The sequence below is a fragment of the Pseudomonas putida genome (assembly GCF_002906855.1).
GTDB lineage: Bacteria > Pseudomonadota > Gammaproteobacteria > Pseudomonadales > Pseudomonadaceae > Aquipseudomonas > Aquipseudomonas putida_N.
Genome location: NZ_MINI01000048.1, coordinates 85,933 through 99,951, shown reverse-complemented (window position 1 = coordinate 99,951; position 14,019 = coordinate 85,933). Strand labels below are relative to the sequence as shown.

18 protein-coding genes are annotated in these 14,019 nt (G+C 62.3%); all 18 read left to right on the top strand.

Going from position 1 to position 14,019, the window contains the following annotated elements:
* The first annotated feature begins 3 nt into the window (after window positions 1-3).
* Window positions 4-1,326, top strand: coding sequence for a phage major capsid protein (locus tag BGP85_RS23020; protein WP_060495041.1), 1,323 nt, complete (start codon window positions 4-6; stop codon window positions 1,324-1,326).
* A gap of 46 nt (window positions 1,327-1,372) precedes the next feature.
* Window positions 1,373-1,672, top strand: a complete 300-nt coding sequence (locus tag BGP85_RS23015) for a hypothetical protein (protein ID WP_060495042.1) — start codon at window positions 1,373-1,375, stop codon at window positions 1,670-1,672.
* 35 nt (window positions 1,673-1,707) lie between these two features.
* Window positions 1,708-2,226: a hypothetical protein gene (locus tag BGP85_RS23010; protein ID WP_175442666.1), complete on the top strand. Its 519-nt coding sequence runs from the start codon at window positions 1,708-1,710 to the stop codon at window positions 2,224-2,226.
* A gap of 2 nt (window positions 2,227-2,228) precedes the next feature.
* Window positions 2,229-2,591, top strand: coding sequence for a head-tail adaptor protein (locus BGP85_RS23005; RefSeq protein ID WP_060495044.1), 363 nt, complete (start codon window positions 2,229-2,231; stop codon window positions 2,589-2,591).
* Window positions 2,584-3,105 carry a hypothetical protein gene (locus BGP85_RS23000; RefSeq protein ID WP_060495045.1) on the top strand — a complete coding sequence of 174 codons (522 nt, stop codon included), beginning with the start codon at window positions 2,584-2,586 and terminating at the stop codon, window positions 3,103-3,105. Before BGP85_RS23005 ends, BGP85_RS23000 begins: the two co-directional genes overlap by 8 nt.
* 18 nt (window positions 3,106-3,123) lie before the next feature.
* A complete protein-coding gene (locus BGP85_RS22995) occupies window positions 3,124-3,717 on the top strand; it encodes a phage tail terminator protein (protein WP_060495046.1) in 594 nt (197 codons plus the stop codon).
* A 5-nt stretch (window positions 3,718-3,722) separates the two neighbouring features.
* Window positions 3,723-3,911, top strand: a complete 189-nt coding sequence (locus BGP85_RS22990; protein WP_060495047.1) for a DUF2635 domain-containing protein — start codon at window positions 3,723-3,725, stop codon at window positions 3,909-3,911.
* The gene (locus BGP85_RS22985; RefSeq protein ID WP_060495048.1) at window positions 3,911-5,395 is read left to right on the top strand and encodes a phage tail sheath subtilisin-like domain-containing protein; all 1,485 of its coding nucleotides are present in this window, start codon (window positions 3,911-3,913) and stop codon (window positions 5,393-5,395) included. Before BGP85_RS22990 ends, BGP85_RS22985 begins: the two co-directional genes overlap by 1 nt.
* A 55-nt stretch (window positions 5,396-5,450) precedes the next feature.
* Window positions 5,451-5,798 carry a phage tail tube protein gene (locus BGP85_RS22980; protein ID WP_060495049.1) on the top strand — a complete coding sequence of 116 codons (348 nt, stop codon included), beginning with the start codon at window positions 5,451-5,453 and terminating at the stop codon, window positions 5,796-5,798.
* Window positions 5,795-6,091 carry a phage tail assembly protein gene (locus tag BGP85_RS22975; protein WP_060495050.1) on the top strand — a complete coding sequence of 99 codons (297 nt, stop codon included), beginning with the start codon at window positions 5,795-5,797 and terminating at the stop codon, window positions 6,089-6,091. The genes BGP85_RS22980 and BGP85_RS22975 overlap by 4 nt, the downstream gene beginning before the upstream one ends.
* A 129-nt stretch (window positions 6,092-6,220) precedes the next feature.
* Entirely contained in the window at window positions 6,221-8,134 is a 1,914-nt protein-coding gene (locus tag BGP85_RS22965) for a phage tail tape measure protein (protein ID WP_060495051.1), read from the top strand.
* A complete protein-coding gene (locus tag BGP85_RS22960; protein ID WP_070094809.1) occupies window positions 8,134-9,393 on the top strand; it encodes a DNA circularization protein in 1,260 nt (419 codons plus the stop codon). The genes BGP85_RS22965 and BGP85_RS22960 overlap by 1 nt, the downstream gene beginning before the upstream one ends.
* Before the next feature lie 3 nt (window positions 9,394-9,396).
* A complete protein-coding gene (locus tag BGP85_RS22955) occupies window positions 9,397-10,506 on the top strand; it encodes a phage baseplate assembly protein (protein WP_060495052.1) in 1,110 nt (369 codons plus the stop codon).
* The gene (locus BGP85_RS22950) at window positions 10,503-11,015 is read left to right on the top strand and encodes a phage baseplate assembly protein V (RefSeq protein WP_060495053.1); all 513 of its coding nucleotides are present in this window, start codon (window positions 10,503-10,505) and stop codon (window positions 11,013-11,015) included. Before BGP85_RS22955 ends, BGP85_RS22950 begins: the two co-directional genes overlap by 4 nt.
* Entirely contained in the window at window positions 11,012-11,398 is a 387-nt protein-coding gene (locus BGP85_RS22945) for a phage GP46 family protein (protein WP_060495054.1), read from the top strand. Before BGP85_RS22950 ends, BGP85_RS22945 begins: the two co-directional genes overlap by 4 nt.
* Window positions 11,388-12,431 (top strand): baseplate J/gp47 family protein, encoded by a 1,044-nt coding sequence (locus tag BGP85_RS22940; protein WP_060495055.1) that lies wholly within the window; start codon window positions 11,388-11,390, stop codon window positions 12,429-12,431. Before BGP85_RS22945 ends, BGP85_RS22940 begins: the two co-directional genes overlap by 11 nt.
* Window positions 12,422-13,063, top strand: a complete 642-nt coding sequence (locus BGP85_RS22935) for a putative phage tail protein (protein ID WP_060495056.1) — start codon at window positions 12,422-12,424, stop codon at window positions 13,061-13,063. Before BGP85_RS22940 ends, BGP85_RS22935 begins: the two co-directional genes overlap by 10 nt.
* 2 nt (window positions 13,064-13,065) lie before the next feature.
* Window positions 13,066-13,986 (top strand): phage baseplate protein, encoded by a 921-nt coding sequence (locus tag BGP85_RS29370; protein WP_060495057.1) that lies wholly within the window; start codon window positions 13,066-13,068, stop codon window positions 13,984-13,986.
* The last annotated feature ends 33 nt before the right edge of the window (window positions 13,987-14,019 follow it).

Genomic DNA, 14,019 nt, shown 5'->3' with positions numbered 1-14,019 from the left:
AGCATGTCCCAAGTTCTTCAAATGCGTAACGAGCGCGCCGGGCTGATCACCCAGGTGCAGGCCTTGGCCAAGATCGAGGCCGATGGTGGCAGCTTGAGCGCTGAGCAGTTGGAGCAGTTCACCAGCCTCGAAGCGCAGATCACCGATCTGACCGCGAAAATCAGCCGGGCCGAAGCTGCAGAGCGGCTGGCGGCCAGCGGTGCGGTGCCTGTCACGGAGTCGGCGCAAGGCAATAACAGCCCGCCTGGCGGCACGATCTCTGGTCCGTTCACTGAAAAGCCGAAGCCTGGTACCCAGATGGCCCAGATGGCCCGCTTGTTGGGCGCTGCGCAGGGCAACCAACAGTTGGCCGCCCAGATGGCGCAGCAGGGCGGTTACTCGCCTGATGTGGCGATGGCGCTGAACGTTGTGACGCCAGGTGCTGGCGGGGTGCTGGTGCCGCAGAACTTCGCGGCTGACATCATCGAGTCGCTGCGTCCGGTGTCGATCGTCCGCAAGATGGGCGTCACCAGCCTGCCGCTGAACAATGGCAACTTGACCATGCCGCGAATCACCGGCAACACGGTGGTGAGCTACATCGGTAGCGATACCGATATCCCGATCACCGGGATGACCTTCGCGGATACCAAACTGACCGCGAAGACTGCGGCCGCGATCGTGCCGATCTCCAACGACCTTCTGGCAATGAGTGGTGTCAACCCGCGCGTCGACAGCATCGTTGCGAACGATCTGACCGTGAGCATGGGGCTTTCCGAAGATCTGCACTTCATTCGTGCCGATGGTTCGGGCGTGCTCCCTAAAGGCCTGCGCCACTGGGCTCCAGCCTTCAACGTCCTGACAGCTCCGATCATGACCGGCATCACTCTGGAAAAGATCGACCTGTTCCTGGGCGGCATGATGCTGCGCCTTGAAACGGCAAACGTGATGATGAAGTCGTGCGGCTGGCTGATGGCTCCGCGTGTCCTGCGCTGGCTGCAATCCCTGCGCGATGGCAATGGCAACAAGGCCTACCCCGAGATCGATCAGGGCATGCTGAAAGGCTACCCGGTCGGTCTGAGCAACCAGATCCCGGTCAACCTGGGCGCTGACGGTGATGAGACCGAAATCTACTTCGTGAACTTCGCCGACTGCATGATCGGTGAGGACATGAACCTGACCCTGGCATTCAGCAACGAGGCTTCCTACAAGGACGCCGAGGGCAACATGGTCAGCTCGTTCCAGCGCAACCAGACGCTGATCCGCGTGATAGCCAAGCACGACTTCGGCCCACGCCACGTTGAAAGCATCGTGGTGGCCATTGCCGTCAAGTGGGGCGCAGGCATGTAAACCCTGGCCCCAGCATGGGCTGGGGCCGATTTTTGAGGATGTGCTGATGGCACGAGTAATTGTGAAGTTCACCGGGTCTTGGCGTGGTTACAGCAAGGGCGAGGTTGCCGGGTTCGAAGAAGATGTGGCGCAGTCGCTGATCGATGGCGAGCGAGCTGAGCTGGTCGATGCGAAGAAGGCCAAGGCTGGCTCCAAGCCGAAGACTCCGGTCGGTAAGGCGGGTGGCGGCGAAGGGCAGCCCGGCCCGGCCGCTACAGATCCAAGTGCCGGTGGTGGTGCCGGGGGTGAGCCTAGTCCCGACGACGACGCCAATTCTGGTGGCGGCGACGATGACGACAAGCCCTGATCGTGGCACGTCGCATCGCCTACACGGGGGCGCCCGTGCTGACGCTGGAGCAGGTCGCGTTTCAATGCCGGGCTGAGCCCGAGGATCTGCAGCCTGAACTCATCAACGACATCATCATCCCCGGCGTGACGAGTCAAGGGGAGTCAAGGACGGGGGCTGGTATTCGTGAAGCACAGTACGAAGAGGACTGGCCGGCGTCGTATCCGTCGGGCCATGCGCTGGATGTTGGCCAGGTGGTCGCAATCGAATCCGTCTTGGTCCTGGGTGAATCGGGCGTAGGGGAGCCCTACGCCGGAGCCGTGGAGCTTCGTCAAGGTGGTAAGGAAAGCTATCTAGAGTTCCCGGCCGGTCGCCCTGCAGGGCGCTTGCGGATTCGCTACCGCGCAGGTGTGGATCTGGAGGCGCACCCAGGTGTGCGCAGTTGGTTGCTTATGGCTGCGGACACCGCCTTTACGCACCGTGGAGTGTTGGTGGTGGGGCAGGCGCTCTCTGAGTTGCCTGGCTCTTTCCTTGATCACCTGCTGGCGGATATCACAGTCCCGCCGAGGTTCTAGCCATGGCGATCAGGGAGCCCGCTTCGGGCGAACTTAATCGCCGGGTTTTGATCAGGCTGCGCACTGATCGCCCTGCTGGTGAGGCTGGGGTCGATTCCGCGTTTTCGGGTGAAGTTTGGCGCTGGGCGAAGATCGAGCCGGTAGGTACCGCCGTGTTTGTCGGTGGGATACAGACGGACATTAAAGTCACCCACCGCATCACCTTTCGCATACTCGACGGTATGACCGAGGATCATGAGGTAGTGCATGGTCGCAAGGTCTACCGCGCTAAGCGCGTGGCTGACCTCAACGGTTCTGGCCGTTTCACGATGCTTGAGGTGGAGCTGCTTGGAGCGATCGCCTCGGGCGGAGGTATCTATGTCTAACAGCGCATCAATCGAAACGTACGTGCACTTCGACGGCTTCGACAGTTTCGGGCGAGATGCCTTCAACATGTCGAAGGTTCGGGCGACGATGCGTAAAGTCGGGCGCCTGGTGGCCCAGCGGGCGCAGATGAACTTGGCGCTTGGAAAGGAGCAGGATGGGTACCCAGTCAATCGAACAGGCGCAACGCTTGAGTCAATTGGCTTCAAGGTGTCCCGGGCTGGTTTTCTGGTGCGTGTCGCGCCACGTAAAACCGGTGCGATGAAGGAGTTCTACCCGGCTTATCTGCATTACGGGGTTAAGCAGGGTCGGCGGCTCGGGAAGCTGGCACCGGGCGAGGGCAGAGGTAAGGCGAATCGGAGGCGTAAGGGCGAGCGTGCACTCGCGCTGGCGGCTCGGCGGTCCCTCGGTTGGCGTATTACCCCGCGCGGAAACTACATGGTCGACGCCCTGGAAGACTCCAAGTCGCAGGTTCAGGCCATTCTCGCAGCAGGTTTTGCCGCTGCACTGAAATAACCCCATCCGGTACCCAAAATGAAACTGTCAGTGATCGTCGCGCACATGCGCACGTACTGCCCTGCCTTCGGCGGGCGAATTGCGGCTGGGATCGACTGGGACGCTGTAGCCAGCAGTTCAAAGCTGCAGCACCCGTCAGCCTACGTGATCGCATCGGGAGATGATGCGGAGCCGAACCAGCAGCAGAACGTCATCCGGCAGGTAATCGCGGATGGCTTTGATGTCGTCGTCGTGCTTGATTCGAGCGATGAGCGAGGGCAGGAAGCCAATGATGCGCTGCACGAAGTTCGCGCCGAGATCTGGCGCGCTCTGGTTGGCTGGGAGCCCGGCAGCGAATACGACCCCATTACCTATGACGGCGGCTCGCTGGTGCACATCAGTCGAGCGAGGGTGGTCTACCGGTTCAGCTTTGTTTCTGAGTTCCAGCTGGGTCGAAGCCGGCGCGATGACCCTGCTGAGACCTGGCAGGAACTAGAACTGGATGGCCTGCCTGCATTCCGCGCGGCTGATGTCGATATGGACCCCATCGACCCGAAAGACTCAAGCCATTCTGAGCCTGGCCCTGATGGCCGGGTTGATGTGCGCTTTTCCATCGATCCCTCTCAAGAGTGAACCCAATGACTCAAATAACCGTGTATCCGGTAGCGGGCCGCGTTGCGCCCGATCCGGCCATGGGCGATACGGTGCCGGCCGAAGGGCGCGCTGTGACGCTCGATATCTACTGGCAGCGGCGCCTGAACGACGGCGACGTGACGAAAGAAAAACCTGCCAAGGCGAAGGCAGCTACCACTGGGAGCGCTGAATAATGTCCGTGAGTTTCAACAGCATCCCCAGTGACCTCAAGGTGCCGCTGTTCTACGCCGAAGTAGACAACAGCCAGGCCAACACCGCGACCAGTGCCATGCCGCGCCTGATCGTCGGTCAGGTCAACGATGACTCCGTGGCCCCGGAAATCGGCAAGCTGACGCTGGTCCCCAGCCTGAGCCTGGCCAAAAGCGTTGGCGGCGTCGGCTCGATGCTGGCCGAGATGTACGAGACCTGGCGCGGCATTGACTCCGCCGGGGAGGTGTGGTGCCTGCCGGTCAAGGCCACAGGCACCAAAGCGACCGGCAAGGTGGCCTTTGTTGGTACCGCCACGGCTGGCGGCCAGATCAACCTGTACGTGGCTGGCCAGCGCGTGCGGGCCACTATCAGCAGTGGCGCTACGGCGGCGGCCGCCGCGACAGCGCTTGCAGCGGCGGTCAATGCGGCGGGGCTGTCGGTGTCGGCCGTGGCGGCGGCGGGTGAAGTCACTCTGTCCTGTCGCTGGTCTGGCCTGAGCGGTAACGACATTCAGCTGCAGCTGAACCGTCAAGGCCGGGTCAATGGTGAGTTCACCCCGGATGGTCTGACCGTTACCGTAACGGCCATGGCTAGCGGTGTGGGTACACCTGATCTGGCAGCCGCTATCGCTGTGCTGGGTGATGAGCCGTTCGAGTTCCTGTGTGGGGCGTGGGCTGATGCTACCTCACTGGATGCCTGGAAGGCCCTGATGAATGACAGCACTGGGCGCTGGAGCTGGTCGCGGCAGCTGTATGGCCATGTCTACACGGCTTCGCGCGGCACGCTGGGCGAACTGGTGGCCTTGGGCGACACCCGCAACGACGCGCACGTCACCGTGTACGGCTTTGAGAAGCCCAGCCCGGACCCGGTGTGGCGGCAGGCGGCGGCCTACACGGCGCGGCAGGCGGTGTTTATCTCGGCGGACCCGGCGCGACCGACGCAGACCGGCGAGCTGAACAGCATCACCCCGGCGCCGGCCGGCGAGCGCTTCATGCTGCTGGAGCGCCAATCGCTGCTGAGCCACGGCATTGCCACGGCGTACTGCTCCAGCGGCACTCAGCGCATCGAGCGCGCGGTAACCACCTACCAGAAGAACGACTACGGGCAGACGGACAACTCCTATCTGGATAGCGAAACGCTGCACCAGTCGGCCTACATCATCCGCTTCCTCAAGGGGCGCATTACCAGCAAGTACGGCCGCCATAAGCTGGCCAACGACGGTACGCGCTTTGGCGCTGGCCAGGCCATCGTCACCCCGGCGGTGATCCGTGCCGAGCTGATTGCCGGGTACTACATCCTTGAGCAAATGGGCATCGTGGAGAACGCCGAGGCTTTCGCTCAGAACCTGGTGGTGGAGCGCTCGCTGACCGATCCCACCCGCGTCAACGTGCTGTATCCGCCGGATCTGGTGAACCAGCTGCGGGTGTTCGCCCTGCAGTACCAGTTCCGCCTGCAGTATCAGGTGTAAATAAAACCATCCACCGAAGCCCGCCACTGTGCGGGCTTTTTTGTAGGAGCTGCCCATGGGCAAGAAAGTTGCGGGAACCTGCTACGTCAAGGCTGACGGCGTGCAGTTCACCATCACCGGTGGGGTAGAGGCCCCGCTTAGTGACAAAAAGCGCGAGTCGGTTGCGCCGGGGTACTTCAAGGAAGAAGACCTGGTGCCCTTCACCGCCGCCACGGTGGTCGATGACCCTGACCTGCCAATCGCGCAGTTGATGGGAGCCACGGATGCGACTGTGACCACCGAGTTTGCCAATGGCCGCGTCTACGTGCTGTCCGGCGCGTACGTGGTGGAAGAGCCCTCGGCCAAGGGCGAAGACGGCACCATCGACATTCGCTGGGAAGGTAGCAAGGGAGTATGGCAATGAAAGAAAAAATTGAACTGGCCGCGCCGATCCAAGCGCACGGCGAAGAGGTGCGCGTGCTGGAGCTGCGTCGGCCGACCGTTGCCGAGGTGCGCAAGCTCAAGGCGTTGCCCTACAAGATCGATGCTGAGGATGCTGTCTCGCTGGATATGGACGTGGCGGCCAAGTACATCGCCTTGTGCGCTCACATCCCGCCTTCGTCGGTGGATCAGTTGGATATCGCGGACCTGAACCAGGCCGCGTGGGTTGTGGCACGTTTTTTCTTGATGCCGGCGTCAGCGACGTTGACGGCCTGATTGCCGTTGCCTACGACCTGTCGTGGATCTGGAAGACCGATCCCGAGCAGATGATGCGGCGGCCTTTGGACGTGCTTATGGAGGCCGTCATGCACAGCCAGCGGATAGCGGAAACGCTGAGGGGGGAGGATGGCTGACAAGTTCCAGTTGAAGGCGTTGATCACCGGCGTCGACAAGCTGTCGCCAACCTTGGCGGGCGTGCGCAAGAACATTGCCGGGTTCCGCAAGAACCTGGAAAAAACCGGCCTCGGCAAGATTGGCTGGAGCGATATCGTCACTGGCGGGGCCATGGCGGCCCCATTCATTGCCGGCGCCCGAGCGGCCATCGACTTTGAGTCGCAGATGGCCGACGTGCGCAAGGTGGTGAACTTCGATACACCTGGTCAGTTCAAGGAAATGGGCGATGACATTGGCCGGATGTCAGAGCGATTGCCCATGGCTGCGACGGATATTGCGAAGATCGTCGCGGCCGGGGGGCAATCGGGCATCGCCCGGGACGAGCTGCTGGGCTTTGCCGAGGCCGCGGTAAAGATGGGCATTGCCTTTGACCAGACCGCCGATGAATCCGGCGACATGATGGCCAAGTGGCGTACCGCGTTTCGCATGAACCAGGCCGAGGTGGTCGGCCTGGCCGACCGTATCAACTTCCTCGGCAACACCGGCCCGGCCAACACCAAGCAGATTTCCGCCATCGTCACTGAGGTGGGTGCGCTGGGTGAAGTGGCGGGCATGTCGTCGGCGCAGGTCGCGGCCATTGGCGCGACCATGGCCGGGGTGGGCGTCAAGCAGGACGTGGCCGCCACGGGCATCAAGAACTTCATGCTGGCCATGACCAAGGGCACGGCGGCCACCAAGGCGCAGGCGGACGCCTACAAGTCGTTGCGGCTTGACTCCAAGGCCGTGGCCGAGAACATGCAGAAAGATGCACAGGGCACCATGCTGGATCTGCTCAAGCGCATTGGTCAGGTGGATGCGGCGAAGCGTCCTGCGGTTCTCTCTCAGCTGTTCGGTACCGAGTCCATCGGGGCTATCACCCCACTGCTGACCAACCTAGAGCTGCTGCGCGGCAACCTGGATAAGGTCAGTGATGCTCAGCAGTTCGCCGGCTCAATGGAGCAGGAATACGCGTCACGGGCTGCGACCACGGCGAATAACCTGCAGCTGCTGCGCAATAGCGTGATAGGTGTGGCGCGAGAAGTCGGCAACGCCTTGTTGCCTGGCATCAACGCGGTGGTCGAGCAACTGCGCCCGTGGATCTCCCAGGCGGCGCAGCTGGTGCGCAACAACCCGCAGCTGGTGCGCGGCATCGTCATAGCGGGCGCTGCCTTCACGGCGCTACGGACGGCGGTGTTTGCGGCCACGGTGGCCACGCGGTTGCTGGGTGTGGCCTTTGCGGCGACCCCGATAGGCCTGATCGCGGTAGGTATCGCGGCAGCGGCCGGCCTGATCGTGGCCAACTGGGAAAAGATTGGGCCGTTCTTCTCGGCGCTTTGGGAACTGATCAAGGCTTACAGCGTGCCGTTCATGGACTTTATGAAAAAGCTGCTGGACTGGTCACCGCTCGGGCTGATCACCCGTAACTGGGAGCCGATCGTGAAATTCTTCAAAGGCCTGTGGGATCGGGTCAGCCCCTATCTGCAGCCGATTCTCAAGCTGTTTGGCGGCGATGAAGGCGAGAGCCTGACTTCCCGTGTGCAGCAGGCGGCGGCCGCACAGCGTGAGCGTAACGCCGGGGCGGGTGGCGGTACCGGTGAGATGGTGATGGCCGGTGCGGGTGTGGTCGCGCGCAATCGTCAGGCCTACAACGAGCAGACGTTCGGCATCAATCCGGGCGCCCTGCTGCAGGCACCGGGCTTGATGCCCGAGCCGGGTTCACTGCTGCGGCAGTCCCCGGCGGCCGGCAAGACCCAGCTGGATGGGGAGTTGCGTGTGCTGTTTGAGGGCGCACCGCCGGGGACGAGACTGGAGGGGGCCAAAAGTAGTCAGCCGGGCGTTACGGTAACGACGCAGAACGTCGGCCGCCGGAGCATTGGAGAGTCGTAATGAGTGAATGGCGTGACTTGCGCCGCGAGGCGTCGTTTCGCGGCGTGCCCTTTTGGGTCGACAGCGACAGCGTGCCGGTTGGCCGGCGCACCCAGCTGCATGAGTACCCGAAGCGCGATCAGCCCATGGTCGAAGACATGGGCCGTCAAACTCGGGAATACAAGTTTGAAGGCTTCATTGTCGGCAGCGACTTCATAGCCCAGCGGGATAACCTGTTGAAAGCCTTGGATACCCCGGGGCCGGGGGAATTGATTCACCCTTGGTTCGGCCGGCTGAGCGTGACAGCGGGTAAGTGCGAAATCTCGCATTCCCGCAATGAGCTGGGCATGGTGCGGTTCAACCTGTCGTTTATCGACGGCATGTTGACCTTCCCCGTGCAGCGAGTGAACACCCGTCGCCAGCTGGTGGCCCATGTGCCGTCACTGCTGGAGCGCATCAAGGCGCGGTTTGACGCGGTAATGGCCAAGGTCAACTGGGCGCGGCAGCAGGTCAACAAGGTGCGCCGGGCCATTTCCAGTGCCTATGCCTTTGCCATCAACTTCCTCAAGCCGATCACTACGTTGGCGGCCGACCTGGGCGCCTTCGTGCAGTCGGTGATCAATGCGCCTGGTGCGCTGGCAGCCAGCCTGCTGAGCGACCTGGCCAGCGTAGAACGCTGGTTCAGTGGCTACGGTTCCAGCGGTTCGCTGCATTCGTCAAAGAGCAAGGCGCAGGCCATCGTGGCGTTGTCGTCCGAGCGACCGGTGACGGATGATCCTGACATTGCCCTGATCCAGGCAGCGGTCATTGGTCTGGTGCAGGACGCGGCCATCGTTGACCTGCTGTTGGATATGGCCGAAGTGCCGGTGGCCAGCGTGCAGAGTGTCGCGCAGCCGGCCGCGCTGAGTGTTCAGTTGGAGCAGCAGGGGGCCACAATCGAGGCCGGCAGTGTGATGGATAACGGGGTTCCGGTGGCGGACGACATTCTGGCGGCGAGGGACGCCATCAGTGAGGCGATGTGGGTTGTGGCTGGGGAAAGCACGCCGGAGTACTTCGGCGTGCTCAGTGACGCCAGGTTGGCCTTGGATCGGCACTTGACCGATGTGGCGCGTAGCGGGGTGTGGTTGCGCCCGTATCGGTCACGCAGCACGGTGTCGTCGCTGGTGTTAGCCCATCAGCTATACGGCGACGCCCTGCGCGGCGCTGAAATCGTCTCCCGCAATGCGATTCGTCACCCGGGCTTCGTGCCTGCCGTAGAACTTCAAGTCGCCAAGAGTTAAGCCATGGAGCCAAATAACACCGTCACCCTGAGCGCTGGCGGGCACGACTACGCCGGTTGGAAAGACGTGAACATCAGCGCTGGCCTGGAGCGGCAAGCGCGTGATTTCACCGTTTCGATCACCTGGAAGTGGCCGAATGGTGGTGATGTGCCGGTGCGTATTCGTCAGGGTGAGGAAGTCGAAGTGCGCATTGGAGAAGACCTGCTGCTGACCGGCTACGTGTTCAGCACGCCGATCCGCTATGACGGCACGTCCATTACCCTGAGCATTTCGGGGCGTTCGAAAACTGCCGACCTGGTGGACTGCGCGGCGATCAACTCGCCGGGCCAGTGGCGAGGCCAGAGCGTACAGAAGATCGTTGAAGCCTTGGCCGGCGAATACGGCATCAAAGTAGTCAACGAGGCCACGGTAACGCTTGGGTTGGATGATCACACCATCGAGCCCGGCGAAACCGCATTCGAGAGTATCGACCGGTTGCTGACGCTTTCCCGACTGTTCAGTACTGACGACGGCCGTGGCCGTCTGGTGATCGCCACCCCGGGCACGGCCGGACGTGCGGTCGATGCGCTGGAGCTGGGTAAGAACATCCTCACTAGTGATGCTGCCCTGGATTTCTCCAACGTATTTTCCGAATACATCACCCGGGGTCAGCGCAGCGGTACCGACATTTCATTCGGTATCGCGGCATCCGAGGTGGAGGCGCGTCTAGCAGATGATCGCGTGACCCGTCGCCGGGTCAAGGTCATTCACCAGTCCGGGCAAATGACCACCAAGATGGCGCGTGACCGCGTGCAGTGGGAGCGGGCCAATGCCCTAAGCAAGGCCATGGCAATCAACTACACGGTCCAGGGTTGGCGGCAGAGCAGTGGTGAATTGTGGCGGCACAACATGATCGTGCGGGTCATTGATCCGCTGATCGGGCTGGACCGCGACATGCTGATCAGTGAAATCACCTACGAGCTGGGCGAGCCGGGCACCTTTACCCGGATGACCGTTGCCCCGCCGGATGGCTTCCTACCCGAGCCGAACGACGCCTACGAGAGCCGCAAGCTCAAGAAGGGCAAGAAGACCGACAACTTCGAATACCTCATTCCTGCGGACTACAAGCCATGAGAACCCCCCTAGCGAGCGTGTTGGCTCGCGGCGTGGTCGTGCTGGCCAACTCGGCGCGCAAGCTACAGAGCCTGCAGCTGCGCATCACGGCCGGGGAAGTCAAAGACGACATCGAGCACTTGGAGCCCTATGGCTACACATCCTGCCCCAAGGACGGCGCCGAAGCCCTGGTGGGCTTTTTCGGTGATCGAAGCCACGGCGTGGTGATCATGGTGGCCGACCGGCGCTTTCGCCTGCAGGCGCTCAAGCCTGGCGAAGTGGCCCTGTACACCGATGAAGGCGACTACCTGCAGTTTAAGCGCGGTCGCGTGATCGAGGTCAAAACCGCGACGTTCAAGGTCGAGGCGAGCGAGTCGGTCGACTTCAACACCCCGGTCATCCGCACCACCGGCCGGATTGAATCGGCTGGCGACCAGGTGGCCGCCGGCATCAGCCAGATCGAGCATGTGCACGATGGCGTGCTGAACGGCGAAGGCAGCACCAACAAGCCGGTAGGGGGTGGGGCATGAGTCGTGAAGCACTGCTGCGCCGGGCAGTGACCATCAGTCTGTTCACTTGGCGCCGCGCCGGTGCCGACGACGTGCTGGACGATGGCGACCGTAAGGGGTGGTGGGGCGACAGCGTTCCCACGACGCCGGGCGATCAGATCGGCTCGTGGCTCTGGCTGCTGCAGCGGCGAACCATCACCCCGGACACCCTGCGGGATGCGCAGGGGTATGCAGAAGAGGCGCTGCGCTGGATGACTGACGATGAAATCGTTACGGCGGTTACGGTCGCAGTCGAGCGGCAAGACATTAATCGGGTCAACCTGCAGGTGCTCCTTACCGAGTCGAACGGCGAAACCTTGCAGCTGGCCTTTGAGGACATTTGGAGCCTGATCAATGCCGTATGAAATTCCAACGTTGCCGGCGCTGATCACCCGGACAGAGGCCGACTTTGAGCGCAACGCGCCCGATGCCTTGCGCCGATCCGATGCCAAGGTGGCTGCCCGAGCGCTCAGTGGTGCAGCGTTCCAGTTGTTCGGCTACCAGAGCTGGGTGGCACACCAGGCGCACCCGGCAACATGCGATGAAGACATGCTATTGCTGTGGGCTGACTGGCGGCTGGAGGGTGGCCGCAAGAGCGCCGTAGCCGCCAGCGGTCTAGCGGGCGCCACAGGGGCCAGTGGCGCGCTGATCGACGCCGATACCGTGTATCAGGCTGATGACGGGCGCCGCTATCTCGTACGCGAGGCAGCAACGCTGGTGTCGGGCGTGGCCCAGGTGCAGCTGGTCGCCGAGTTGGTCGGTACTGCTGGCAACATTGAGGGCGGCACCCTGACGGCAGTGGTGCCAGTGCTGGGTGTCAATGCGACGCTGAGCATCGGCGCCGATGGGATCAGCGGTGGCACCGAGCAAGAAAGCATTGATTCGCTGCGTGCTAGGGTCCGTGCTGCATTTAAAAACCCCAGTAAGGTCGGTAATGCCGAGGACTTCGAAGAGTGGGCGCTTGAAGTGCCGGGGGTGACCCGTGCCTGGGGGCTGTCGCGATGGATGGGGCCGGGCACCTTTGGATTGGCATTTGTGCGTGACGGCGACGCCGATATCATTCCGAGCGATGCGCAGGTGGCATTGGTGCAAGCCTATCTGGATCGCAAACGGCCGGTTACCAGTGAAATCTACGTCTTCGCCCCGCAGCGCCTGGCGCTGGATGTGCAGCTCAAGGTGGTGCCGGATACCACGGTGGTGCGCCAAGCCGTACAGAAAGCGCTGGTCGACCTGATCGCGGACCAGGGTGGGGCTGATTCGGTGATACCTATTAGCCACATTCGTGCAGCCATCAGTAATGCCCCTGGCGAAATTGACCACCACCTGGAGTCGCCAACGGTGGACGTGGTGGTCGCCAAGAATCAGGTGGCCGAGCTTGGGGGCATCACATGGCTATGACCGTTGACGATTACCGCGAGCAGTTACGGCAGTTGCTGCCGGCAGGGCCGGCCTTCGATCCGGAGTTGCAGCCGGATTGGGCGCAGATGCTGGCCAGCCTTGCTCCGGAGCTGGCTCGGGTGGACGAAGCGCTGGATGGTCTGCAGCGAGAAATGAACCCGGCCACCGTCGTGGCCTTGCTGCCCGACTGGGAAAACTACCTGGGGTTACCCGACGCCTGCGTGGTGCCAGGGTCGCAGAGTTTTGAGCAGCGCGGCCAAGCTGTGCTGGATAAGTTGACTGCCACGGGTGCCCCGCAGTTGGGCTATTACCGCAAGCTGGGCGAGCAGTCCGGCTTGCCGATCTTCATTGAAGAGTTCCGACCGGCGCGCGTGGGGCCAATCTGCGTGGGTGACTTTCTCTACGGGCCTGATTGGCTGTGGGCCTGGCGGGCGGCGGCACCTGTGGACGGCTACGGCACCGATGAGGCTGCCGAGTTGGACTGCCGTCTGCAGCATCAGGCCCCGGCCTACACCGATGTGGTGCTGAGTTTCGGGCGTGACCAAGTAGAAACCCTGGCCACGCAGGTGGACCAGATATTCAACGCCGTTCATTACGTTTTGCCCGCTGCGATGGGTGGGTTTGAGGTCTAGGCATGCAGAGAATTTCCAGTTGGACAGACCTGGTGGCGACGCTGGGGCGCTTCCGCTATGGCGCCGTGCGCGACGGTGTCGCGCCTACACCGCTCAAGGCTGAGTGGTTGAATATGGTTCAGGAGGAAATCGCCAACGTCATCGAGGGGGCCGGGGTAGAGCTGAGCAAAGACAAAGATGATCAATTGTGGCAAGTGTTAAGGGGGCTGTTTGATCGTTATCTGCCGCTAACGGGCGGCGTCCTGACCGGGCCGCTGGTCACGACAAAGGGCATACGTTCGGCTAAGGGGCTCCCCTCAGGCCAGGACGCTGGACGAGTGGGGTATGCCTTTTCGAGTGATGGCGACACTGGGCTTTTCACCGATGGTGGTGATGAAATCGCCGGCTCTGACCTCGTGCTTATGATCGATAACATTGAAGTGGCGCGATTCAGCGCTGCCCAAGGGTTATCACTGCGCGGCGGGCTGGACGTGGGCGGGGGGGTGTCTTTCAACGCCGTCAGCATGTTGGATGTGATTTACCCGGTGGGATCTATCTACATGAACGCCACCAACGGTGCGAACCCTGCGCTGATCTTCGGCGTCGGCACTTGGGAAGCCCTGGCACCCGGGCGCATCCTGCTGGGCGTCGGTTCAGGTACTGACGCCCGTGGTCAGGTGGTGAATTACGCAGCAATGGAAACGGGCGGTGAGTACTCGCATCTCTTGACCCTCGATGAAGTGCCGGAGCACAACCACACGACTCCGCAGGGGCATGCCAGCCAGGGCGTTATCTCTACCGGGTCGTATGCATCGGGTGATGACATGACCAATTCAACGGCCACCACAACGCCGGTGCCGCTCTCGGGCAGCGCGGGCGGTGGGCAGGCGCACAACAACATGCCGCCCTATTTGGCGGTGCACATGTGGCGACGCATCGAATGACCATACCAACTGAAGTACAACCCGCTGAGGCGG